We start from the raw sequence: 23,682 nt of genomic DNA, 5'->3' as shown, positions 1-23,682 counted from the left end.
CTTTCTGTCAAGGTTATTCAAGAGGAAAAGAGCCAGACTTCGAGAAAGCATTGTAGCGACTGTCTTAGTTGTCAAGTGCGATCGCTTAGATTATTAAATCGTTAAATCGATGCTGAGTACCATTTACTTTACTTTAGTTCCATCAGAACCCCTACCGGGAACGCAATAACTGCACAAAGGTATCACTGACGGTATGATCTTTAGTATCTGCGGCGTATTGGATCAATTTTTCCCGTAATTCCTTCGCATCATCCAAAGCTAATAAATTCGCCAATAAAAAATATACACCCCGAAACCGCGAATCACCCATGTAGTCAACTAAACGGGTTTCGATTTCGTCACCATCACCAATAAAATTTTGCACTAGGAAAAATTCCATGATTTTATCGTGACGAAAATACCACTCTTTCATATTCTTATTTAGTTCATGTCCGATTTTATCTTCATCATCCTGCATCCACTGCCGACTCACTACCATTTTGTATTTTTCATCCTCCATGCTTTCCAATTCTTTGAAAAATTCATCGGCAGGTAAGGCGCTTTCGTCGTTGAGCCGCATTTGGTACACTGCTTGGGAGAATTTTTTCAACGGAAACTCATATCCCCGTTCCCTCTTGTATTCAGCGGACATTAAATTATATTGCTGTTGTTGGAGCTTGAATAAATTTGGTTCTTCGTTTTGTGATAACATAAGCGAAACTAAAGATAAATCCATCGGATTAGAAAGAATCCGAATGGTGGCAATTATCTCTTCATTGGATTGCGAGTTTTTAGGTAAAGTGTTTGGTTGAGTATTAGGTTGATTATTAGTTTGATTACTGGCTTTTGGGTCATCTAAAACAGTTTTTAAAAACTTTTTACAAGCCTCCTCGTAGTCTTTTCCTTGAATTGGCGAGTCTTTCGGCAACCGGGAAACGCGGGAAAGCAGAAATTTTTCGATTTGGTTGGGTGTGAGCGGTTGAATGTAATAGGTTTTTGCCGTCGCTGGGGCTATCCATTCCAAGGGTTGGGTAGTCATGATGATATTACCCTGGAAATTGGTTTCAACGAACTGGCAAATTTTAGCGCGGGTTTCGGCGTTGACTTCATTGATACCATCGATGCAAATGTCAATTGCACCGCTATAAATCAAGCTGCGGAGGAAGTCGGTATCCTGTGCTTGTCCGTGAAGTTTAGCTTGGATGGCTTCGATGACACCTTTTTGGCACTTTTGCGCGGGTAGGTAAACGACGGTGCGCGTTGAGTTGTTGAGGAGGTGACGCAGAAACATGGTTTTACCCAAACCAGATGCACCTTCGATGACGATTTGTCCTTTGATTTGGGGAATGATTTGGGTGATTGGTTGTATGTCCACATTTTGACCTAACCCCCAACCCCTTCCCTGAGAGGGAAGGGGAGCAAGATTTAAAGCCTCTCTCCCTGTGGGGGAGAGGTTTGGAGAGGGGTCTGTATTTATGTTTGATTCGGGGAAATAACCATCAGGATTGAAATAATCCAACCCCGCATCCGCGAGGAGGGGAAATTTAAACGGTTCCAGTAACTTGCGGCGGAAATAGGGAACCCAGGTGAGGAGAAAACCCACATAACCCATCCCCAAGATGCGACGAACCCAGGGATTCCAGAAGAAGATAGCTTGGATGTGCGGAGATTTGGGGTAGAAAAGGATGAGGGTAAGCCAAAATGCAATGTGGAGGAGGATGAGATTCCGAGCGCTGTAGATTTTGCCCCAAATTTGCAAGTTATTAATTACCGATTCAATCGCTGAGGCTTTATTCCCGTAACCAGCTTGATTCAGGTTATTTCGCAGATTTTCCAGCAGGAATATATCCTGGGGTTGCCAAGTCACCTGTTTTTGGGAAACCACAATGGAAATTTGCTCGGCTAAATCTTCCCGTAATCCAGGTAAATCTTTGCTTGGTTCCCAGATTTTGAGGAAAGTATTCAAGGTTTTAATAGCTTTATCCCGCGTTAGTTCCTTGGGAATATATTTTCTCTCCGGTTTACCTAACCATGTCAGCAGGGTTTTGACTTCCTCTGTACCACCACCCAAGAAATAGGTGTGAAACCGCCATTGTTCGAGTTGGGATTGATTGCGATCGTAGATAGGATTGAGAATAATCGCAATTTCTTTTAACTCCAGTTGTCTGATTTTTCCCAACGCACTCGCTGCACTACTGCGAACGCTTGCATCAACCTTTTCATCCTTGAGAATGTTGGCAGCTTTCTGACCAATATCTTCTGGTTTCTTGAGTACAGCTTTTAAATCTTTCGCTTCATATTCAGCCAGCTTTGCAAACCCAAGTCTCTTTACCTCGTCGTAACCATCATCCAGCGCGGCAATAATTCCATTTATCTGCCAATCTTGCGGCTTTGGCTTGGGTGGTTCCTTCCCAGTTACCCAGGGCGAAGCGAGAAAAAACACCAATAATAGGGTTAGGGGAAACAGAAAGTATGGCGAGGGTTGGCGGCGAAGTTTGAGCATAATCGCGGAGATGGGGATGCAAGAATGATACTAAATCTCTGCATCTTAGATACATGAAGAGAATATAAAATTCCAGATAAATACTTAATTTTTGTTTTGTTTGGGGGGGAAGGAGTGCTTACATCGGAATTAATAAGCGATCGCGTTTCATCCTTGTGTAAGTTCTGAAGGAGTCTAAGGCAAATAGGACTATCCGTTACATAAATCCTACTCAAGTGTGCTTAATGCTTATCAAAGCTATGGAACCAAGCCTGAGTTTCGTTGATTTCCTACTTCATTCTGGCAGCGTCCGCGTTAAGCAGACCATAGGCTAAATTCTTGCTTAAATGTCACTTCTTCATTAGTATTAATGATGATGACTACTTCAGTTTCAAACTCTGCACACATTCTTTAATCGATAAGTATAAATGGAGCTAACCGGTCTCGAACCGGTGACCTCTACAATGCCATTGTAGCGCTCTACCAACTGAGCTATAACCCCTCAAATTCGCCCCTCATCATCTCTCAATAATGAGTTGCTTGTCAATATAAAATACAAAAAATTACAAAAATATGAATATTTTTAAAAGTCCTCTGAGCTTGAGGCTCAAGGGGCAAAAATTAGTAAACTTAGTAAACATGTAAAAGATAGCTCATACAATGACCCATCAAAAAATACACAACTAACATTGCTGCTGCTGCCAATGCCACAAGAGTTCCTGCTAACATTAGAGAGAATTCCTTATGCTCTACAGCCCTTTCCATCAGGTGTAGTGACCAAGCAACCAGTGCTACATCAAATACTAAAATAGGGATTAACATAGTTTTGTTATAATCATTTACTCTTCTTAATTTATCTTAACATTATTCTTGCTAGCTGTGTCTAACCACCATATAGTGGTTAGAATCAGCATTGAAAATCAAGAAGCCGAAAATTGAGAAGGTATCCGAACTTGGACACCGCGATCGCATAAATGGTTTTTGATTTGTGCCACACTGAGTTGTCCGTAGTGTAATAGTGATGCGAGTAATGCGGCTTCGGCTTTTCCTTCTGTCAGGGCTGCGTGGATGTGATCGCAAGTTCCGGCACCACCAGATGCAATTACCGGGATTTGCACAGAATCAGCAATAGTGCGGGTTAGTTCCAAGTCATATCCGGCTTGAGTACCGTCAGCGTCCATGCTTGTAATAAGTAACTCCCCTGCACCTCGTTCTTCAACTTCTTTCGCCCATTTAAGAGCATCTAAACCAGTATTTTCTCGACCACCTCTGACATAAACATCCCAACCTGGGTTATCGGGATCTTTGCGTCTACGGGCATCAATCGCAACTACAATGCATTGATTACCGAAGCGATCGCTTGCTCGGTTGAGCAAGTCCGGGTCGCGCACTGCTGCCGAGTTAATACTAACCTTATCTGCCCCTGCTCGTAACAGATTTTTAACATTTTCTAAGGATTGCACTCCACCACCCACAGTTAGGGGAATGAATACCTGCTCGGCAGTTCGGTAAACTACATCAAGAATAGTTCCCCGATCTTCATGAGTAGCCGTAATATCTAGAAACACTAACTCATCTGCCCCTGCCTCATTGTAAACTTTTGCCAATTCAACTGGATCGCCCGCATCTTTAAGGTCTACAAAGTTAATACCTTTGACAACCCTTCCCGCCTTGACATCCAGGCACGGTAAAATCCTTTTAGCTAGCATGAGAATTGTTACACTCCTTCGTAATTGCCTGGAATTTAAATTCTAAATGGGAGAGCGCGATCTCGGAAAAAAATTTTAGCTATTAGCTGTTACTCATTAGCTATAACACCTATAAGCAAATGCGAAGAGCCGTTTGAGAAGTTCATTTTCTATAAAAACAGTTGAAGAAGGCAGTAGGGGTGTTTTGAGATGGGGATACCCTATGGGTAGATACAGAGTGGCTTCTGCAAGTAGCAAGCTATTAGACCCCCTAATCTTGATAACCCAAAAAACAGGATGTCAAATTCAGCAGCTAACGAGGGATAATAGATCTAAGCGTAAGTATATTCCTAGTTGACTCCCAATCTGGGAATAACATTTTTTTTACTAGTGGTGGAAATATGGCGATAATCTCCTCAAAACGACAGTCCCCAGATCCCAATGAAGAGCCAAAGCGACAGCGAATATCTTCCAAAAAGCCCCCACAGGAAAATTTAGCCCCAGCGGATTCCAGTAATGGGGAAAACTTAGAGGAGTTGGCAGAATCTCCAAAAGATTCACCCCAGGAAAAGCTGCTGAAACCCCAAGCTGCAATTGATGAGCATGAAAAGCAAGAAGATAAGATTCGTCCCCATCGTTTTGCTGATTATATTGGTCAAAAGGATTTGAAAGATGTTTTGGAAATAGCAATTCAAGCTGCTAAATTACGGGGGGAAGTGTTAGACCATTTGTTATTGTATGGTCCTCCTGGGTTGGGTAAAACCACCATGGCGATGATTTTAGCGGCAGAAATGGGTGTAAGCTACAAGATTACTAGTGCGCCTGCCTTGGAACGTCCCCGTGATATTGCGGGGTTATTGGTGGGATTGAAACCCGGTGATGTTTTATTTATTGATGAAATCCATCGTTTATCTCGGATGGCTGAGGAAATTTTATACCCGGCGATGGAAGACTATCGTTTAGATCTAACTGTAGGGAAGGGGACGACAGCAAAAACACGGAGTTTATCCCTAGCAAAGTTTACATTGGTGGGAGCCACAACTAGAGTGGGAGCCTTAACATCTCCATTACGCGATCGCTTCGGCTTGGTACAGAAGTTACGGTTCTATGAAATCCACGAACTTAGTCAAATAGTACTACGTAGCGCTCAACTATTCAAAACACCCATTAACCAAGATGGTGCAACCGAGATTGCCAGACGTTCTAGGGGAACACCAAGAATTGCCAATCGCTTACTCAGACGTGTCCGCGACTATGCAGAGGTAAAGTTGACTGGAGAAATTAACCAAGAGATTGCTGCGGAAGCTTTAGAACTATTTCAAGTTGATCCCTGCGGTTTAGATTGGACTGACCGCAAAATGTTAAGCATGATTATTGAACAGTTTAATGGTGGTCCTGTTGGCTTAGAAACAATTGCAGCTGCTACAGGTGAAGATACGCAAACGATTGAGGAAGTCTACGAACCTTACTTAATGCAAATTGGTTATCTTAATCGTACACCCAGGGGTAGGGTGGCAACTAAAGCTGCATACCAACATTTGGGATTCAAACCGCCAAATCAACAGATGTCGCTACTTTAGTTTAATAAGGGGTAGGGGGAAAAGGGGAAAAGGGGAAAAGGGGAAAGGGGAAAGGGGAAAGGGGAAAGGGGCAGGGGGAAATGGGCAGGGAGCAGGGAGCAGGGAGCAGGGGGAAATGACTAGGTTGTTGACTTTGATGTAATTTTCAGGCTTTTGATTCATACAATTTTTGTGTCATCAACTGGTTCTCCAGGCTCTGCCTGGGAACCCTGACTTTGAGGCTCCGCCTCTTATTTTGACCTACGGTTGTAAGATGACTGAATATTTTTGGTTTTTAGTCCATTTCAATGGACTTGCGCTGTGAGACTGGGATTTTCAATCCGAGGCGGAGTGAAGGATTTACTTATTTTGACTGGAGGCGGAGCCTCCAGATATGCATTCCTTGCCGGAGACAAGGAACGAGTTAGGAGGTGGTACAGTTACTATCTTTTTTTAGATTGAATCTGATCAAATACTGCCCCATCATCAAAGAATTTTTTCTGCACTTCACTCCATCCCCCAAAGTCTTTAACTGTAGCCAGGGTTTTGACTGCGGGGTATTTGTCTTTGACTTCTTTGGTTTGGGCTACTGTTTCATTTGTAGGACGGAAGCCAACTTTGGCGAATTCCTGTTGTGCTTCGGGGGTAAATAGGAATTTGGTAAACGCTTCGGCAACTTCCCGATTACCATGTTTGTCTACGTTTTTATCTACCACTGCAATGGGGTTATCGATGGATATATTCACATCAGGTATGATGTATTCCAGCTTTTCGCCTTTTTGTTGTGCCAGGATCACCTCATTTTCGTAGTTAATGAGGGCATCTCCTTGTCCCTGTTTGAAGAAAGCATCACTCGCTTCACGGGCATCTTTGGTTAAAAGAGGAACGTTTTTGGTGTATACAGTTGTTATAAAGTCTAATGCCTTGGCTTCACCACCATTTTTGATGCCTGCATTCCATAATGCTAAGAAATTCCAGCGAGCAACACCTGATGTTTTCGGATCTGCGGTAATTACTTTAATGCCGTCTTTGCCCAAATCTTCCCAGGTTTTAATTCCTTTGGGATTACCTGGACGGGTAACTAATGCGGCGACAGATTTGGAAACTGTACCATTATTGGGTACTTCCTTTTCCCAACCGGGCTGAATTAATCCAGCTTTCTCAATTTTTTGGGTATCTAATGCTAAAGCCAAGTGGACAATATCAGCCTCTAATCCATCAATTACAGCCCTGGTTTGGGAACCTGAACCACCGTAACTGGTTTTGAAGGTGACATTTTGATTGTGTTCTTGCTTCCACTTCTGGACAAATTTGGGAATTATGGCTGCGTGTGCTGGTTTTGTCACGGCAAAGGAAACTAAAGTGACTTCCACATCTTTACTTTTGGCAGATACGTTACTGGCACCTGGGTTTGATGTGGAGGATTCATTGTTATTTCCTCCAGAACAAGCGGCAACAGCCAAGCTGAGAAATGTCCCCATCAAAAATAAAGATACAAAACCTCGCAAAGACTTAAATCTCAGGCTGAAAGTTAATTGTTTCCAGCTATTTTTCCAGCTAGATATTTGGCGTTGCCACAAGTTCATCTCACATTCTCCTTGAATCTACTGCTAATCGATTGGATTTTAGTAGTTTATCCTATGGTCATAGATTACACATAACTTGTGAAAAGTGCAATACAAAAATTTAGAATGGTAGATGTGAGGTAAGTTTGCTGTCTGTAGTATGGTCAAAGAGATCCTGCCGTGAAACGACGAGGCTCACTTTGACTTCGTGATGATTCCTGATATATGTTGACCGATGACTAGTGACATTGTGATTATTGGCGGTGGCGTGATGGGTTTAGCGATCGCTATCGAGTTGAAACTAAGGGGTGCTGATGTCTGTATAATCAGTCGGGATGTTGGTGCGGCGGCAACTCAAGCGGCTGCGGGGATGCTGGCACCGGATGCAGAGCAAATTCCTGTTGGAAGTATGCGGGAACTGTGTACGCGATCGCGTAATCTATATCCTGAATGGACTAGTAAGTTGGAACAGATGACTGGCATGAATTCCGGCTATTGGGCATCGGGAATTATCACGCCAGTATATCAACAAGGGAAACCAGTAGAGGGATACACCTGGTTAGATAAAGAAACCATTCACCAATACCAATCAGGATTGGGTGCAGAGGTGGTTGGTGGGTGGTGGTACCCGGAAGATGCTCAAGTTGATAATCGACTGCTTTTACAGGCTTTGTTGAGTGCCGCTGATATTCTCGGTGTAGATATCAAAGAGGGTGTGAAGGTGGAAGGAATCCAGCAACACCAAGGGCAGGTTTTGGGAGTTCAAACCAACGCGGGAATGATTCAGGGGGGACATTATGTCCTGGCATCTGGTGCTTGGGGGAATGAAATTTTCCCGATTCCTGTAAAACCCCGCAAAGGACAAATGTTGAGCGTGATTGTCCCGGAATCTTTACCAGCATTACCCTTGAACAGAGTTTTATTTGGCGAAGAAGTGTACATTGTACCGCGACGCGAACGCCGAATCATTATTGGTGCCACCAGTGAAGATGTTGGCTTCACTCCCCACAACACCCCGAAGGGAATCCAATCTTTGCTGCAACGTGCCATCAGGTTATATCCAGATTTAGAAAATTACCCCATCTCGGAATTTTGGTGGGGATTTCGTCCTACGACACCGGATGAATTACCCATCCTTGGTACCAGCCCCTGTGTAAATCTGAGTTTTGCTACTGGACATCATCGAAATGGGATTCTTTTGGCACCCATTACTTCAGTTTTAATTGCTGATTTAATTTGTCACAAAATTGATCCTCTCTTAGAAGCTTTCCATTATTCCCGCTTCCATAATCCATCTACCTCCACACCCATGTTTGCAAATTCTGTCAATTTCACTAATGGTAACGGCAAAGCTGCTTCCCCACAGCAAAATTTAACACCTAGTCAGCCCCAACCAACAGCTAAAAATCTCGATTCCAACTTAGTCATCGCCGGGAAAAGCTTCAAATCCCGCTTGATGACGGGAACCGGGAAGTATCGCAGCATCGAAGAAATGCAGGAAAGTGTCGCCGCTAGTGATTGCCAAATTGTGACTGTGGCAGTAAGAAGGGTGCAAACCAACGCACCTGGACATGAAGGTTTAGCTGAGGCTCTAGATTGGTCTAAAATTTGGATGTTACCCAATACCGCAGGCTGTCAAACGGCTGAGGAAGCGGTACGGGTTGCCAGATTAGGGCGGGAAATGGCGAAGTTATTGGGGCAGGAAGATAACAATTTTGTGAAGTTAGAAGTAATACCTGATGCTAGGTATTTACTCCCAGATCCCATTGGTACCCTCCAAGCTGCTGAACAACTAGTTAAAGAAGGCTTTGCTGTACTTCCCTACATCAACGCTGACCCCATATTGGCAAAGCATTTAGAAGATTGTGGCTGTGCAACTGTGATGCCCTTGGCGGCTCCCATTGGCTCCGGACAAGGCTTAAAAACCACAGCAAATATCCAAATTATTATTGAAAATGCCAAAATACCTGTAGTTGTTGATGCTGGTATTGGTGCGCCATCCGAAGCCGCTGAAGCGATGGAAATGGGTGCGGATGCCCTTTTGATCAATAGCGCGATCGCATTGTCTCAAAACCCCCCAGCCATGGCATATGCAATGCACCTGGCAGCCATCGCCGGACGTACTGCTTACCTAGCTGGGAGAATGCCTCGGAAGGATTATGCGATCGCGTCTTCACCTTTAACGGGAATCATCAAATGAGTAACAAGTCTGTTTTCTGACGGATATTTAGACCCCAACCCAAAACGGGCTGCCACCCCCAAACATGATTAAAAAGTGCAATAATACTTAATATATATAAGTAAGTAGCGAAAGCGCGTTGAATTTAGATGGCTACTCCCAGCTTAAACGAAATATCCACTCAACTAGAAAGTTCGAGTTTACGCGATCGCATGGTTGCTTTAGCTAACTTGCGCGATGTCCCAGCAGAAGACGCAGTTCCTTTAATTAAGAAGGTTCTAGATGATGAATCGCTCCAAATCCGAGCGATGGCAGTGTTCGCACTAGGCATCAAACAAACCTCGGAATCATACCCAATTTTGGTAAATATCCTCACGAATGATTCTGACTACAGTATTCGTGCGGATGCAGCGGGCGCTTTAGGATACCTCGGAGACATTCGAGCATTTGAGACTTTGGTGCGAGCATTTTATGAAGATACCAGTTGGTTAGTTAGGTTTAGCTCGGCTGTGGCATTAGGAAACCTCAAGGATCCTCGCGCCCATGAAGTATTAATTAGTGCTTTGGATGCGTCAGAAGTGGTTGTACAGCAGGCAGCGATCGCTGCTCTTGGTGAAATTAAAGATATCACAGCCGTAGACCAAATTTTACGCTTTGCCCAAGCAGAAGATTGGTTGGTACGTCAGCGACTCGCGGAAGCGTTAGGGAATTTACCCACACCAAAGAGTATATCAGCACTGAAGTATCTGGAAAAAGATGCTCATGAGCATGTTGCCGAATCTGCCAGACTTTCCCTCAAACAACTAGCCGACTCTGGCTATACAGGATGATAAATAATCGGTAATATTCAATAGGCGATCAGATTTAATGTTAGCAAACCCAAGGCTGTGGTCGATAACTATTAAGTGTTAACCAATTTAGGCATTATTTCTATCTCCTAGGGAAATTATCGAAAATATCGAAGATGAATATTGAAGAATTTTTTCAGATGAGTTCGGGTAAATGGTTTGCACATCGTACCAGTAATGACTTGCCAAATAACAAGTCTCAGGAGGCTAAATCAGAGATTATAATTGAGCAGCTATCAAAAGATAATCCAGAAGTTGTTAAATTAAATCACAATTTAGAAACCTCTACTAGTTCTGATTTGTTTGCCATCAAGGTCAACTGGAATGATACAACTAAACTGAATCAAAAGAATGTTGGTTCTAGTATTTTAGTGTTGGTTCCTAATCATGACAATCCCAATGAAGGTAAGCTGTTACGTCAACTGAGTAACGATGACAAAATATCCTTAGGAAATTATAAGTTAGGTGCTGATGAATCCCTAACTTTGGATATAGAAGCTGGAAATATAACTTCAGAAGAACGTATTTGGTTTGCAAGCGAAAATCTGAGAATGCGTGTTAGTACGGTTAAACAAGCAAATGGTTTAAGTACAACTGCTTTTACTACAGAAATTCGGATGGGTGTAGCAGCTAAAGCTAATTCTTAGGAATATTCAATTCAATGAACAATTTTGTTTCTCGGATGCAAGCTGTACAGTCACCAATAATTCCTGTAGTTGGAGAACTCATTCGTCAGCATCCAGGAACAATTTCTTTAGGGCAGGGTGTTGTTTCCTATCCACCACCCAAATCTGCAACTGAATTTTTATCTAACTTTTTGGCAGATTCTGGGAATAACTTATATCAAGCAGTGGAGGGAATTCCGACTTTAATCAAAGCTATTTCCCAAAAACTTGAAATATTTAATCACATCAAGATTAATGATCGTAATTGTGTAGTTGTGACAGCTGGTAGCAATATGGCATTTATGAATGCTGTATTGGCAATTACTTCGATTGGCGATGAAATTATTTTAAATACTCCTTACTATTTTAATCACGAAATGGCGATTGAAATGCTAGGTTGCCGCGCTGTCTTGGTGAATACAGATGAAAACTACCAACTGCGTATAGATGCAATTTTAGCGGCAATTACCCCCAAAACTCGCGCTATTGTCACAATTTCACCCAATAACCCCACTGGTGTAATTTATCCAGAAGCGGTTTTGCGAGAAGTTAATCAAATTTGTCGGGAAAGAGGTATTTACCATATTAGCGATGAAGCTTATGAATATTTTACCTACGACGGAGTTCAGCATGTTTCCCCAGGTTCCTTTCCTGATGCTGAAGAACATACAATTTCCCTCTATAGTCTTTCTAAAGCTTATGGCTTTGCAAGTTGGCGAATCGGGTATATGGTCATACCTCAACATTTACTCACAGCCGTGAAAAAAGTTCAAGATACTAACTTGATTTGTCCTCCAGTTATTTCTCAGTATGCAGCCTTTGGTGCCTTACAAGCTGAAACTACTGAACCTAAATATATAGTGAATCATGTTAACGCGATCGCACAAGTTCGCAAATCGGTAATTAACTTTTTAAATCAATTGCAAGAAGTATGTACAATTACACCTGCTAATGGTGCTTTTTACTTCTTCTTAAAAGTTCATACTCAGATGGATTCTTTGACATTAGTCGAAAGATTAATTCGTGATTACAGAATTGCCGTTATTCCTGGTACAACTTTCGGAATGAAAGATGGTTGTTACCTACGTGTTGCCTATGGTGCTTTGCAGCAAAATACTGTAGAACAGGGTATGCAAAGACTAGTTAAGGGTTTACAAGAAATAATGATTAATCATTAAGCAATATTACGAAAGGTTCAAAAATATTTAGAAAACGTCTAAATTCCCAACCTAGAATTAATGTAGGAGTAAGGAAATATTTGATGTATATCTTATGAATAATATTCAAAAATATCGATTCGTCTGTACCCTGACTTTTGGGGATATTTACGGTCAAATTATTGTATGGTTAATTACTGTTACTATTAGTTTAGCTGCTGCATTGGCGCTCATGGGTGCCCGTAGACCTGTTTATGCATTAGCTACCGTGGGACTTGTTGTTGTCCTTTCGCTGCCATTTTTACTATTTGCTTTTGTCACCACCCTAATTAATCATATTGAAGTGTCACCAATGGTTCCCGGTGGCAAAATGGAACCAATACCCGGTAATGTTTCTCAGCAGCAACCTGTTGTTCCATCAACAAATTAGTTTAAGCTCAAATCCTTGTAGAGAAGTAGTATTGCTACCTCTCTACTTATTTTCGTCAGATATAGGACTTATATTTGATGTATGAAACATACCTAGGGAAGCCAGCACTGTTGGTTCCCCTACATAAGGTGACTGGCGTTGTGTGATCACCAAGTGTAACGCAGCGTCTTCTAAATTTGGGTGCGTTAGACTAAAGCCATAACACACCCTACATATACTTAAATTTGTAAATGCAAAGCACAGGCTACGCCAACAATAATCAAATCGGATTCCTATAGTACAGCACGACGTAAATAAGCAAACCATTATTTAACCCTGAAAAGCCCAGTAATAAAAGGCTTTCCCCCACTGCCTACTGCCTACTCACTACTGCCTTCTTGTACTAATTAAACAATTTGGATTTCCTCAAGCTGATTAATCACCACATCCGCACCCCGAACATGATCAGGTTTTCCCACCCAGGTGATACCAATACACCCAGCAGCTTGGGCATTTTTTGCCATTTGCATATCCCCAATTGAATCACCCACCATTAAAGTTGAGTTGGGTGCAACTCCCAATTGTTCACAAGCTTGGATAAATAACTTGGGATTGGGTTTACCAATATTCCCATCAACTCCCATTTCCAAACTGATGTAATCCTGTAATTGATGGGTTTGGACAAAATGATTGACTTCTGATGTTGTTGCTGCTGAAAGAATGCCTAATTTTAAATCTGTTGATGAGAGGTTTTTTAATATTTCTAAAGCACCAGGAAACAAACTAGAAGCTGTAGTTTGAAAATATTTTTCTGCTTCATCTAACCCTTGACGGGCAATTTGCAACGATTCAAACCAACTTTTACCAGTTTCGGCTATGTATGCTGCTGCTGCAACTTCGGTTTCCTGACGACTGGCTACGGCAATTAATCCGGTAGGATCTAGGTAAGCACCATTAATGCCAAATGCCATCAATAGGGGTTCACCCACACCGGGAATTTGAGCATCGATAATTCGGGCACTTTTTTGAGCAAGCGATCGCAAAAAGATTTCTGAGTCTTCTAAAGTACCATTTTTATCAAATAAAATCCCTTGAATATTTGTAAAAGTCTTATTTCCGCATTTAATCGTCACCATATTGCAACTCAATCTTTAGTGATAACTGATAACTGATAACTGATTTAATCGGGAAGAAATTATTCTCAATAAACCATTAATTTCCATAAAAAAAGGGGTTTCCCCCTAATATATATTTATGTTATTAATTATCTATTCTTCTAATGCTGGGGGAACTTCTTCCTCAATTGCAGCAGGAATTTCTTCCTCAACTGCGGCAGGAATTTCTATATCTTCCTCAACTGCGGAAGGAATATCTTCATCAATTACTGCTGGCAATTCCTCTGTAGGGATTTCCATCGATGCTGGTGGTAAACCCTGTGCTTTGGCTAACAACTGCTCACGATACTTGGCTGCCATTTCTTCAGCTTTATCATAAACCAAATCTCGGTTTTTGATCATGTCACCGGGTTCTGGTTCAAGTTGCTTAGTGGAGAGGGAGATTCTACCACGTTCGGCATCCAAGTCAATAATCATGACTTTGACTTCATCATTGACATTAAACACACTATGTGGTGTGTCAATGTGTTCGTGGGAAATTTCCGAGATGTGTAGCAAACCACTCACACCACCGATATCAATAAAGGCACCGTATGGTTTGATCCCACGTACTGTACCAATAACGACTTCACCAACTTCCAGTCGGTTCATCTTCCGTTCAACCAACGCACGACGATGTGAAAGCACCAAGCGGTTACGTTCTTCGTCTACTTCTAGGAATTTGAGTGGTAAGTCTTCACCAACTAATTCTTCTTTAGGTTTACGGGTACTGATGTGAGAACCGGGGATAAATCCACGTAATCCTTCAATCCGCACTAGCGCACCACCACGGTTGGTTGCGAATACTCCAGAACGAACGGTAGCATCTTCTGCTTGCAATTGACGTACCCGTTCCCAAGCACGCATATATTCAATTCTCCGGATGGAAAGTGTTAGCTGTCCATCTTCGTTTTCATCGGTGAGGATGAAAAATTCTCGTGTTTCGTTTGATTGTAAGACTTCTTCCGGGGCATCAACCCGGTTGATAGACATTTCTTGAATAGGTATATATGCTGCTGTTTTAGCACCTATGTCAATCAGAGCGCCGCGTGGCTCAATACTGAAAACTGTTCCGGGTACAATGTCCCCAGGACTAAAATGGTAATCGTATTTGTCTAATAATGCGGCAAAATCTTCGTGAGTAAATCCAATTTCAGCTGTTGCGGTTGATTTCTGATTGACCATGCTAATTGTTTCCCGGTTTTCGTCTCCGTAATGTTAATACCTCCTAGCGATGTACATGCAAGTTCTGCCCATTTGGCTGTCTCCACCTGCATCTTTGTTCATCCTAGCCTGGAAAATATGATTCTAACTTGAATCAACTTCCAAATACTTAATCATATCAGATTTTTAGTTTTGGTAGTGAGATTAAATTTTAATACCAATGTGGTACCAAAAAACAACCGTTGCTCTGTTCTGTCAAGATTTAGAGCAACGGGTTGTTTGGAGTGTGATATCACTATTTCTATTGGGAAGTAGGGAGTGATCTATTTTTCTTCTTTCTTAGTTTGAATCCGGGGTGGTTCGCGGAATGCGATCGCAAAAAAGATTGTTCCCAGAGCCAGAGTGAAAACTAGAATATAAGCAATGCTTTCCATACTTAAAAGTTTCCTGCTGTTTTTGCTAATAAAACTACGAAAGAATGGTCTTGTGACCATTCTTTAAATAAATTCGTCACGAAAGGTGCTATACAGCTTCCTTCCGACGAGTGGATCTGTCTCCCACTTTTTGGAAGCGTCCCCATTCTACTTGTTCTTCCATATCGGCTTCTACACCAGCAAATACATCTCGGTAAATTGTCCGAGCGCCGTGCCAAATGTGACCAAAGAAGAATAAAAGTGCAAAGACTGCATGTCCGAAGGTAAACCAACCACGAGGACTGGTGCGGAATACACCGTCAGAATTCAAGGTTTCCCGGTCGAATTCAAAGATTTCGCCACCTTGAGCTTTACGAGCGTATTTCTTCACGTCTGCGGGGTCTGTGAAGGTTTTACCATTCAAGTTTCCACCGTAGAAACTAACACTGATACCAGCTTGTTCAAAGCTGCTTCTGGATTCCGCACGACGGAAAGGAATGTCAGCACGAACAACTCCATCAGCATCTGTTAATAATACTGGGAATGTTTCAAAGAAGTTAGGTAGACGACGTACTGTCAATTCTCTACCATCTGCATCCTTAAATACTCCGTGTCCTTGCCAAGATTGGGCAATACCATCACCTTTGACCATTGGACCAACGCGGAACAAACCACCTTTTGCAGGGCTGTTACCAACGTAGTCGTAGAAGGCTAGTTTCTCAGGTATTTGTGACCAAGCTTGTTCTGGGCTAGCACCATAGGCAATTCCAGCTTGAACACGGCGCTCGATTTCTTGCTTAAAGTATCCTTGATCCCACTGATAGCGGGTTGGTCCAAACAATTCAATCGGGGTAGTTGCGCTACCGTACCACATGGTACCAGCGACGATGAAAGCGGCAAAGAATACTGCGGCGATACTACTAGAGAGTACGGTTTCGATGTTACCCATCCGGAGGGCTTTGTAAAGCCGTTCGGGGGGTCGTACTGTCAAGTGGAATAAACCAGCGATAATCCCAACTACACCAGCAGCAATGTGGTGAGCAACCACACCACCGGGGTTAAATGGGTTAAATCCAGAAGGTCCCCATTCCGGTGCGACTCCCTGAATATGTCCTGTTATACCGTAAGCATCGGAGATCCACATCCCTGGTCCAAATAATCCGGTGAGGTGGAATGCACCAAAACCGAAGCAAAGTAAGCCAGAAAGGAACAGGTGAATGCCAAACATTTTTGGTAAATCTAGGGCTGCTTCTCCTGTACGTGGATCTTGGAAAAGTTCCAAATCCCAGTAAACCCAGTGCCAAACTGCTGCTAAAAATAGCAATCCAGAAAGGACAATTTGGGCAGCTGCAACGCCTTCAAATGACCAGAAGCCGGGGGTGTAGGTGGGGTCGCCAACTACATTCCAACCGCCCCATGAGCCAACAACGCCCAACCGTGCCATAAAGGGTAATACGAACATCCCTTGTCGCCACATGGGGTTTAAAACCACATCGCTAGGGTCAAAAATAGCCAGTTCGTATAAAGCCATCGAACCAGCCCAGCCAGAAACTAGGGCTGTATGCATTAAGTGTACGGAAATCAACCGTCCTGGGTCGTTCAGAACGACTGTGTGTACTCGGTACCAGGGTAGTCCCATTGACTACGCGCCTCCTAGATGAGCTTGTTTACAAAGAAATTTTCAGTTATTTGTTTATGACGAGAGCTACTGCTCTTCCACAGTGTTGTCTTAAAAATAGAGCGGACATTGTGGTTAACTGGCAGTGTTTACAACCTCTGAGGAGATGTACTCCCAAGAGATGAAATTTGCCAGTACAAAAATGAGAATGTTTTAAAAAGTGTAACTATTGCTGGCTCCGTTTGCAAGCATCTCTGGAGCCTGAAACCTGGTAATTTGGCAGTGGATGGTGGCTGAATCTGGCTTGGGATCTTACCCTACCAAATCCCTGAAATGCCCGTTTTTCATCGTTCTTACGAATATGCGATCGCCTAATTCATCCAGCCAATTACCAAGCACTCGGAATCTGATTTTTTGTGTTAAGAATTGTTACTGAATTACAGCTTGGAAGTTTTCCATAGCACAACTGGTTGCGCCATTTGCTAGTCTTTCTAAAACTTGTTCAGCACTAATTAGTCGCTTGAGAGTAACCTGCCCAATTGTTTGATTCGCTACGGGGGTACTGGGCTTGACTTCGATGGTGATAATGGCATCTTCGACACAATAAAGCCATAAAACTTCACTTTCTTCAATCAGGCATAAGTCCATGCGCTCAATTTTAGGTTCCCGCCGCCATGCCATCACCTGCCATAATCCATCAAATGACCAGACTCTACCAACAGTCCATCCTTCAGACAAAAAGAAATATTTCACAGCTTTGCTCTCACTATTGCTGTTCACAATAACGCTACAGGTGATGGTGAATCAGGTACAAACGGCGATTGAAGCTGTATTTTCATCGAAAGAAATAGGATACCAAGGAACATGTTCTGATGGAATGTCTCTACATACATTTGGGTTTTCGTAATATACATACATAATCTTTTAATTATTTATACTGCATATTTACCCTGATACTTTTATTATACACTTATCACTTTTCTTTCATAACCAACCGCTACGTTTATTAAAAAAAATCAATGATGTTAACGCTTTTATAGTATGATCTCTCACCATTGACTTTAAAATAGTAGATTCTATGTATTGGTTGCCATTTGCTGGAAAACCTTTTGCCCGAACTAAACAAATTATTAGTTTATTTTGTCTATGTTTATTACTCTTGGTTGCTTGTGCTAAAAGTCCACAACCTGGTGATTTATCTGGGACTAAAGACAATCGGATTATTATCGGGACGACGAATAAACCACGAACTTTAGATCCGGCTGATGCCTATGAAACTGGATCCCTCGGTTTGATTTACAATATGAGCGATAGACTTTATACTTACGAAGTTGGTAGCACCAATATCAAACCTCAACTAGCTACAGCTTTCCCTACAATCAGTGCTGATGGCTTAACTTACACCATTCCTTTACGTCAGGGTGTTGTTTTCCATGATGGGGAAGTGTTCAATGCCAAAGCGATGAAATTGAGTTTGGAAAGGTTTTCCCAAAATGGTGGCAAACCAGCGTTTTTACTGGGAGATATTGTTAAATCAGTAGAAGATACGGGCGATTACGAAATTACAATTCAATTAAAACAACAATTTGCTGCTTTTCCTTCATTATTAGCGTTTGCAGGAGTTTGTGCGGTATCACCCAAAAGTTATACAGTTGGTGAAGGTAAGTTTAATCCAAATATATTTGTTGGTACGGGACCCTATAAATTAACAAAGTTTGCCAGTGATAAAATTCAGCTAGACATTTTTGATAAATATTGGGGTGAGAAACCAATTAATCAAGGTGTAACAATTCAAGTTTTGAGTAGTGGTGTAAATTTATATAACGCTTTTCGCAAAAAATCCCTTGATGTGGCAGGTTCATCAATGGATGCAGATCAAATTCAGAGTTTGGAAAAAATCGCTCAACAAGGAGACTGGCAAGCTTTAAAAAATAAAGGTAGTGTAGTGTCCTTGATGGCTGTAAATCGGAATCAAAAGCCTTTAGATAACCCTTTGGTTCGGCAAGCATTAGCGGCAATGATCAACCGTCCCCTCACCTTGGAAAGGGTTTTATATGGTCAAGCACAGCCACTATATAGCATAATTCCTAACACATTTGATGTGTATAAACCAGTATTTAAAGAACAATATGGTGATGGCAATCCGGAAAAAGCCAAACAGCTATTAAAGCAAGCTGGTTTCTCTGAAAAAAATCCAGCAACCATTGAACTTGTATATCGTTCAAATGTCCCAAAAACAGCTTTGACAGCGCTAGTAATTAAAGCCATTGCCCAAAAAACAATGGATGGAATGTTAGTAATTGAAACCAATGGTGTGGACTCCACCACAGTTTATAAAAATATCTCCCAAGGAATTTATCCTGCTGCTTTAATTGAGTGGTATCCAGACTTTTTAGACGCTGATAATTATGTTCAGCCATTTTTGCAGTGTGAAAAGGGTACAGATGCAAAAGGATGTGAAAAAGGAGGCAGCGTTTCCCAAGGATCATTTTACTATAGCGATCGCATGAACAAACTAATCGAGGCACAGCGCAAAGAACAAGATTCCACCAAGCGCAAACAAATCTTTGCCGAAATCCAAGACATCCTTGCTAAAGATGTAGCATATATTCCCCTATGGCAGGGTCAAGATTTCCTCTTTGCCCAAAACGGCATCAAAGGTGTTGCCCAAGATGCTAGTCAACTTTTGATTTATAGTGACATTAAAAAAGGTTAAAAATTTCTACAAACCCTGTAGAGACGTGATATGTCACGTCTCTCTATATTTATCGCCAAATTAGCCCCAGCATAACTTATGTCTCGTTCCAAAGCTCTTACATACTACATAACCACTAGGTTATTTTTAGCACCACTGCAACTATTAACAATTGTCACTATGGTTTTCCTTCTACTGAGGGCAACACCAGGTGATCCTGTAGATGCAATTTTGGGTGGACGCGCACCAGAAGCTGCCAAAGAAACAATGAGAAAACAACTAGGATTAGACTTACCTATATGGTTGCAATATCTCAACTATTTAACTAATTTATTCCTCAAATTTGATATGGGAAAATCCATAACTAGTCGCGGAAAATCAGTTTGGGATATTATTGGAGAATACTTTCCAGCAACTGCCGAATTAGCTGTATTTAGTATCATTGTCGCTTTGGTTGTTGGTGTAACAGTGGGGACTATTTCTGCCTCTCGTCCCGGTACAGCTTTAGATGTCGGTGGGCGATTATTTGGGATTATTACCTATGCTTTGCCGATGTTTTGGGCAGGAATGATTTTACAATTAATCTTTGCTGTTGGCTTAGATTTACTACCTTTAGGAACTCGTTTTCCCGCAACTTTAGAGGCACCAGTTAGAATTACTGGTTTATATACAATTGATAGTTTGTTGGGTGGGAAATTCGCTGAGTTTTTTACAGCAGTTCAATATTTAATCTTACCAAGCTGTACTTTAGGTGTTCTGTTAAGTGGTATTTTTGAGCGAATTGTGCGGGTGAATTTAAAACAAACACTACAAGCTGACTACGTGGAAGCAGCTAGGGCTAGAGGTATCTCTGAAAACAAAATTCTTATTTCCCACGCTTTAAAAAATGCCCTCATTCCAGTAATTACAGTATTAGGATTAACTTTCGCATCACTACTGGGTGGTGCAATTTTAACAGAAGTCACATTCTCATGGCCCGGTTTAGCAAACCGATTATATGAAGCAATCAATGAGCGGGATTATCCTATGGTACAGGGAATTATGGTATTTTTTGGAGCGATTGTTGTGACAGCAAGTATTGCCATTGATATCCTCAATGCTTACATTGATCCAAGAATTAGGTATTAATTAGATCAGCTGATGTGCAGCTAAATTGTATAAATGGAAAACATAGAGTTATTGTAGTGCGGACAGCGTTCGATGGTTCCTGAGCCTGTCGGAACGAAGTGTACCGGAGGTAAGGACTGAGCGCTCACGTCGAAGTCTTGCCCGCGTCTAAATATACAAATTAAATGCGCCACAGCTTATTAACCATTTTTGGGGGTTTAATTACCCCATACTTTACTAGTACGTGAAGGCAGAATTAAGTAGACGCGGAGAGGAACCTAAGGAATAAAGCGAATAAAACAAGCTTTTTGTCTGTTTGTAATGGTTGGCTTATTTACGCCGAACTTTACAGGAGTATATCACCAACTGAATAATCGCCCTTACACAAAAAGAAAAACATACAATTTCGTTTTCATTGTATATTTTGTTTCAATTAAAGCTGATATGCTAATTATGTAAATTATTATAAGGATTGCTGAAATTATGCAGCCTATTTTAGTAGAAGAACTAGTTAGCATGGGAGCAGTAAAATCAAATCTAGATAACTTTGTTTTGAGAGGTATATCTTACTCTCGCAGCATCTCATTTTCTCAGCGTGTTCAAATTGCAGCTGAACGAATGTGTCAAGAATACCAAAAGCAAGGGATTAAATGTTTATTGGTGCAAGATGGGATTGTCCTGACGCTGTGGTTATCACAACCATTTAAGGCAGTTATGGATGCAATTCAAACAGCATCAACCCCCACTGAAGTACAATTTCAGCAACCGTCTGCTACATCTGAAAATGAAACTAGCTTTGAAGCAAACTCTGCTTCTAAAATAAAGTCCCCATCAGTCACTAGAGAAAAAATTATGACTTATCGAGGAAACATGTATAAGGTTAGTACGAATGAGAATAACTCACTCCACATAGCTTTAGAGAGAAAAACAGAAGGGTTGAAAAAACGTATTTATCGAGGTTTGAAATACTAGAAAAATCGCGGGATAACAAAGTTGTAAACTTAACTTTTCCCAGATGCACAAAATTAACTTGTTCAGTATAAGAATTTACCTATTCTCATTCCCTTTTAAAGAAGTCGGCTACCGTTTTGTTTCCTAATATCCATAGATTCAGCTAACGATTCATTACTACCCACAACCTGGTTTTGCATTGCTGGTAAAATTGTCACCATTTGCTTATTTTTCTTGATTAATCTTGGTTGTGGTGTAGGTTCCTTGACTTGAGGTGGTGGTACCATTAGAAGTGTATTCTTAGAAACACTGGTTTCTATATCCCGTTGACGACGCTGTGCCAAACGCGCTTGATAACGGTTTACATGTTTATGGGTGGTTTGAATATGAACAGGGCGATTTAGCCACCTCAAAATTACCACACAACCACTTGCACAACTTAATGCGATCGCACCCACCATCCAAAGGGGTATTGGGTTAGTATTTTCAGATGGTGCAACAATGGGATTAACAACTTCTGCTATTTCAGCTTCAGATGTCTGCTTTGGTTGTGTATCTTCTACAGTAATCAAACTATTTAACGATACAACACTGCCGCCAATAAACAATCCTAGCAGAATTACCACCAAAAGCCATGGACAATAAATAACTAAACGTTGCAGAAAATCCAACGTCCCATTTGGTTTGGATTTTACCGTTGCTATATCAGGTTCAGGAGCAGATGCTTCTGACGAATGCTCTTGTACTGTCTCGTTTTTTTCCATGATGATGTTGCGGATTTATGCCCCTCCGATAACTAATTGTACCGGAGGTGTTACATCTTAAATATCCGTAGTATTTTTGGGATATTAGTAGCATTATCCCAAGCATCATCACCTAAATCAATAGGTTTACTGAACAAATATAGAATACTTGGTTTTAAAAAACTTAAGTATTTTTATTGCCATCTATAGGAGTCAGCGCATGTCTTTCCAAAGCAAATTTAATTAATTGATCAACTAATTCTGGGAAAGGGACACCTGTGTTTGCCCAAAGTTGGGGATACATACTTGTGGCAGTAAAACCTGGTAAAGTATTGATTTCATTGATAAAAATTTCTCCAGTTGACTCCACATAGAAAAAGTCAACCCGCGATAAACCAGCCGCATCGATAGCAATAAATGCCTGAATTGCCATCTCCTGAATTTTCCGACTTACATCTTCAGGAAGTGGTGCAGGGATATGCAAATCAGCTTTCCCTTCAGTATACTTTGTTTCATAATCATAAAAATCACTACTGAAAGTAATTTCACCGATAACAGAAGCCTTAGGCTGATCATTTCCCAACACAGCGCATTCAACTTCCCTGGCAATTACTCCAGCTTCCACAATAATTCTTCTGTCATAACTAGCAGCACTATCCAAAGCTGCTTCCAATTCTTGACGATTACGTACCTTCGCAATACCCACCGAAGATCCTAGATTTGCAGGTTTGACAAAACAAGGATAGTCTAATTCTGCTTCAATCCGTTCGCACAACTTAGGAAACACACAGGGATTAGAATAAACTTCAGCCCTTGTGACAACTTGATACTTCACTTGGGATAAACCAGCTTGCGCGAAAACAGACTTCATCGCAATTTTATCCATTCCCGCAGCAGAACCCAACACCCCAGAACCCACGTAGGGAACCTGCATCAAAGTTAACAACCCTTGAATCGTTCCATCCTCCCCATTCGGACCATGGAGAATCGGAAACCAGACATCAATATTTGCACTTTCGGCTGGCAATTCCCACAAATTAGCAGATGCAGACAGATTTTGGATAGAAGTACCGGAAGTTAAAACCTGTAGCGCAGTATCTCCAGCTTGCCATTTACCATCTTTTTGGATGTAAAAAGGGATAACTTCATACTTTTGGGCATTTGCACCAGCACTTAAAGCCCCAGAAATCGCCTTTGCAGACTTGAGTGACACCTCATGTTCACCCGAACGACCACCAAATAGCAAACCTACCCGCAGCTTAGTCATTTTCCCTGCCTTTGCAACACTCAAATTCCGAATAGATTA

General features: G+C 41.6%; 20 protein-coding genes and 1 tRNA gene. 9 read left to right on the top strand and 12 right to left on the bottom strand.

Going from position 1 to position 23,682, the window contains the following annotated elements; genetic code table 11:
- Positions 1–151 precede the first annotated feature (151 nt).
- The 4 genes from CAL6303_RS09620 to hisF form a co-directional block, all read right to left on the bottom strand.
- On the bottom strand, positions 152–2,482 hold the full coding sequence (locus tag CAL6303_RS09620) for an NACHT domain-containing protein (protein ID WP_015197658.1): 2,331 nt from the start codon (positions 2,480–2,482) through the stop codon (positions 152–154).
- Between the two features lie 408 nt (positions 2,483–2,890).
- Positions 2,891–2,963, bottom strand: a tRNA-Ala gene (locus CAL6303_RS09615).
- 128 nt (positions 2,964–3,091) lie between these two features.
- Positions 3,092–3,283, bottom strand: coding sequence for a hypothetical protein (locus CAL6303_RS09610; RefSeq protein ID WP_015197657.1), 192 nt, complete (start codon positions 3,281–3,283; stop codon positions 3,092–3,094).
- Positions 3,284–3,381: 98 nt separating this feature from the next.
- Complete coding sequence (gene hisF / locus CAL6303_RS09605; RefSeq protein ID WP_015197656.1) at positions 3,382–4,170, bottom strand: imidazole glycerol phosphate synthase subunit HisF; 789 nt, start codon at positions 4,168–4,170, stop codon at positions 3,382–3,384.
- Positions 4,171–4,550: 380 nt separating this feature from the next.
- On the opposite strand from hisF, the gene ruvB reads away from it, so the two are divergent.
- A complete protein-coding gene (gene ruvB, locus CAL6303_RS09600) occupies positions 4,551–5,729 on the top strand; it encodes a Holliday junction branch migration DNA helicase RuvB (RefSeq protein WP_015197655.1) in 1,179 nt (392 codons plus the stop codon).
- A 422-nt stretch (positions 5,730–6,151) separates the two neighbouring features.
- Here the strand turns inward: ruvB and CAL6303_RS09595 are convergent, their stop codons facing one another.
- Complete coding sequence (locus tag CAL6303_RS09595) at positions 6,152–7,294, bottom strand: sulfate ABC transporter substrate-binding protein (protein ID WP_015197654.1); 1,143 nt, start codon at positions 7,292–7,294, stop codon at positions 6,152–6,154.
- 214 nt (positions 7,295–7,508) lie between these two features.
- Between CAL6303_RS09595 and thiO the strand changes: the two genes are divergently transcribed.
- From thiO to CAL6303_RS09570, 5 genes are all read left to right on the top strand, one after another.
- Positions 7,509–9,473: a glycine oxidase ThiO gene (gene thiO / locus CAL6303_RS09590; RefSeq protein ID WP_015197653.1), complete on the top strand. Its 1,965-nt coding sequence runs from the start codon at positions 7,509–7,511 to the stop codon at positions 9,471–9,473.
- A 128-nt stretch (positions 9,474–9,601) separates the two neighbouring features.
- A complete protein-coding gene (locus CAL6303_RS09585) occupies positions 9,602–10,282 on the top strand; it encodes a HEAT repeat domain-containing protein (RefSeq protein ID WP_015197652.1) in 681 nt (226 codons plus the stop codon).
- Positions 10,283–10,416: 134 nt separating this feature from the next.
- The gene (locus CAL6303_RS09580) at positions 10,417–10,947 is read left to right on the top strand and encodes a phycobiliprotein lyase (RefSeq protein ID WP_015197651.1); all 531 of its coding nucleotides are present in this window, start codon (positions 10,417–10,419) and stop codon (positions 10,945–10,947) included.
- 14 nt (positions 10,948–10,961) lie between these two features.
- Positions 10,962–12,143 carry a pyridoxal phosphate-dependent aminotransferase gene (locus CAL6303_RS09575; protein ID WP_015197650.1) on the top strand — a complete coding sequence of 394 codons (1,182 nt, stop codon included), beginning with the start codon at positions 10,962–10,964 and terminating at the stop codon, positions 12,141–12,143.
- A gap of 94 nt (positions 12,144–12,237) precedes the next feature.
- Positions 12,238–12,552, top strand: a complete 315-nt coding sequence (locus CAL6303_RS09570) for a hypothetical protein (RefSeq protein WP_015197649.1) — start codon at positions 12,238–12,240, stop codon at positions 12,550–12,552.
- A 386-nt stretch (positions 12,553–12,938) separates the two neighbouring features.
- Here CAL6303_RS09570 and CAL6303_RS09565 read toward each other — a convergent pair whose 3' ends face one another.
- The 5 genes from CAL6303_RS09565 to CAL6303_RS09545 all read right to left on the bottom strand — a co-directional run bounded on the left by CAL6303_RS09565 (position 12,939) and on the right by CAL6303_RS09545 (position 17,633).
- Positions 12,939–13,667, bottom strand: a complete 729-nt coding sequence (locus CAL6303_RS09565) for an HAD family hydrolase (RefSeq protein WP_015197648.1) — start codon at positions 13,665–13,667, stop codon at positions 12,939–12,941.
- Positions 13,668–13,799: 132 nt separating this feature from the next.
- A complete protein-coding gene (locus CAL6303_RS09560) occupies positions 13,800–14,870 on the bottom strand; it encodes a 30S ribosomal protein S1 (RefSeq protein ID WP_015197647.1) in 1,071 nt (356 codons plus the stop codon).
- A 302-nt stretch (positions 14,871–15,172) separates the two neighbouring features.
- Entirely contained in the window at positions 15,173–15,283 is a 111-nt protein-coding gene (locus tag CAL6303_RS09555) for a photosystem II reaction center protein T (protein WP_015197646.1), read from the bottom strand.
- A gap of 88 nt (positions 15,284–15,371) precedes the next feature.
- Entirely contained in the window at positions 15,372–16,901 is a 1,530-nt protein-coding gene (gene psbB / locus CAL6303_RS09550; protein WP_015197645.1) for a photosystem II chlorophyll-binding protein CP47, read from the bottom strand.
- A gap of 408 nt (positions 16,902–17,309) precedes the next feature.
- Positions 17,310–17,633 carry a hypothetical protein gene (locus CAL6303_RS09545; protein WP_015197644.1) on the bottom strand — a complete coding sequence of 108 codons (324 nt, stop codon included), beginning with the start codon at positions 17,631–17,633 and terminating at the stop codon, positions 17,310–17,312.
- 325 nt (positions 17,634–17,958) lie between these two features.
- Between CAL6303_RS09545 and CAL6303_RS09540 the strand changes: the two genes are divergently transcribed.
- From CAL6303_RS09540 to CAL6303_RS09530, 3 genes are all read left to right on the top strand, one after another.
- Positions 17,959–19,596 (top strand): ABC transporter substrate-binding protein, encoded by a 1,638-nt coding sequence (locus CAL6303_RS09540; protein ID WP_015197643.1) that lies wholly within the window; start codon positions 17,959–17,961, stop codon positions 19,594–19,596.
- 78 nt (positions 19,597–19,674) lie between these two features.
- Entirely contained in the window at positions 19,675–20,703 is a 1,029-nt protein-coding gene (locus tag CAL6303_RS09535; protein ID WP_015197642.1) for an ABC transporter permease, read from the top strand.
- 462 nt (positions 20,704–21,165) lie between these two features.
- Positions 21,166–21,654: a hypothetical protein gene (locus tag CAL6303_RS09530; protein WP_015197641.1), complete on the top strand. Its 489-nt coding sequence runs from the start codon at positions 21,166–21,168 to the stop codon at positions 21,652–21,654.
- A 95-nt stretch (positions 21,655–21,749) separates the two neighbouring features.
- Here the strand turns inward: CAL6303_RS09530 and CAL6303_RS28415 are convergent, their stop codons facing one another.
- On the bottom strand, positions 21,750–22,397 hold the full coding sequence (locus CAL6303_RS28415) for a hypothetical protein (protein ID WP_015197640.1): 648 nt from the start codon (positions 22,395–22,397) through the stop codon (positions 21,750–21,752).
- Between the two features lie 163 nt (positions 22,398–22,560).
- Complete coding sequence (locus tag CAL6303_RS09520) at positions 22,561–23,643, bottom strand: D-alanine--D-alanine ligase family protein (RefSeq protein WP_015197639.1); 1,083 nt, start codon at positions 23,641–23,643, stop codon at positions 22,561–22,563.
- Positions 23,644–23,682 lie beyond the last annotated feature (39 nt).

Source organism: Calothrix sp. PCC 6303 (assembly GCF_000317435.1).
GTDB lineage: Bacteria > Cyanobacteriota > Cyanobacteriia > Cyanobacteriales > Nostocaceae > PCC-6303.
This window is presented reverse-complemented; position numbering and strand designations above follow the sequence as displayed.

Bases quoted from the DNA above. Each gene is read 5' to 3' on its own strand.
- CAL6303_RS09575 (WP_015197650.1), top strand. From the start codon at position 10,962: ATGAACAATTTTGTTTCTCGGATGCAAGCTGTACAGTCACCAATAATT.
- CAL6303_RS09580 (WP_015197651.1), top strand. From the start codon at position 10,417: ATGAATATTGAAGAATTTTTTCAGATGAGTTCGGGTAAATGGTTTGCA.
- ruvB (WP_015197655.1), top strand. From the start codon at position 4,551: ATGGCGATAATCTCCTCAAAACGACAGTCCCCAGATCCCAATGAAGAG.
- CAL6303_RS09535 (WP_015197642.1), top strand. From the start codon at position 19,675: ATGTCTCGTTCCAAAGCTCTTACATACTACATAACCACTAGGTTATTT.
- CAL6303_RS09530 (WP_015197641.1), top strand. From the start codon at position 21,166: ATGCAGCCTATTTTAGTAGAAGAACTAGTTAGCATGGGAGCAGTAAAA.
- CAL6303_RS09585 (WP_015197652.1), top strand. From the start codon at position 9,602: ATGGCTACTCCCAGCTTAAACGAAATATCCACTCAACTAGAAAGTTCG.
- CAL6303_RS09565 (WP_015197648.1), bottom strand. From the start codon at position 13,667: ATGGTGACGATTAAATGCGGAAATAAGACTTTTACAAATATTCAAGGG.
- thiO (WP_015197653.1), top strand. From the start codon at position 7,509: ATGACTAGTGACATTGTGATTATTGGCGGTGGCGTGATGGGTTTAGCG.
- hisF (WP_015197656.1), bottom strand. From the start codon at position 4,170: ATGCTAGCTAAAAGGATTTTACCGTGCCTGGATGTCAAGGCGGGAAGG.
- CAL6303_RS09570 (WP_015197649.1), top strand. From the start codon at position 12,238: ATGAATAATATTCAAAAATATCGATTCGTCTGTACCCTGACTTTTGGG.
- CAL6303_RS09520 (WP_015197639.1), bottom strand. From the start codon at position 23,643: ATGACTAAGCTGCGGGTAGGTTTGCTATTTGGTGGTCGTTCGGGTGAA.
- CAL6303_RS09540 (WP_015197643.1), top strand. From the start codon at position 17,959: ATGTATTGGTTGCCATTTGCTGGAAAACCTTTTGCCCGAACTAAACAA.
- CAL6303_RS09595 (WP_015197654.1), bottom strand. From the start codon at position 7,294: ATGAACTTGTGGCAACGCCAAATATCTAGCTGGAAAAATAGCTGGAAA.
- CAL6303_RS09610 (WP_015197657.1), bottom strand. From the start codon at position 3,283: ATGTTAATCCCTATTTTAGTATTTGATGTAGCACTGGTTGCTTGGTCA.
- CAL6303_RS09620 (WP_015197658.1), bottom strand. From the start codon at position 2,482: ATGCTCAAACTTCGCCGCCAACCCTCGCCATACTTTCTGTTTCCCCTA.
- CAL6303_RS09560 (WP_015197647.1), bottom strand. From the start codon at position 14,870: ATGGTCAATCAGAAATCAACCGCAACAGCTGAAATTGGATTTACTCAC.
- psbB (WP_015197645.1), bottom strand. From the start codon at position 16,901: ATGGGACTACCCTGGTACCGAGTACACACAGTCGTTCTGAACGACCCA.
- CAL6303_RS09555 (WP_015197646.1), bottom strand. From the start codon at position 15,283: ATGGAAAGCATTGCTTATATTCTAGTTTTCACTCTGGCTCTGGGAACA.
- CAL6303_RS28415 (WP_015197640.1), bottom strand. From the start codon at position 22,397: ATGGAAAAAAACGAGACAGTACAAGAGCATTCGTCAGAAGCATCTGCT.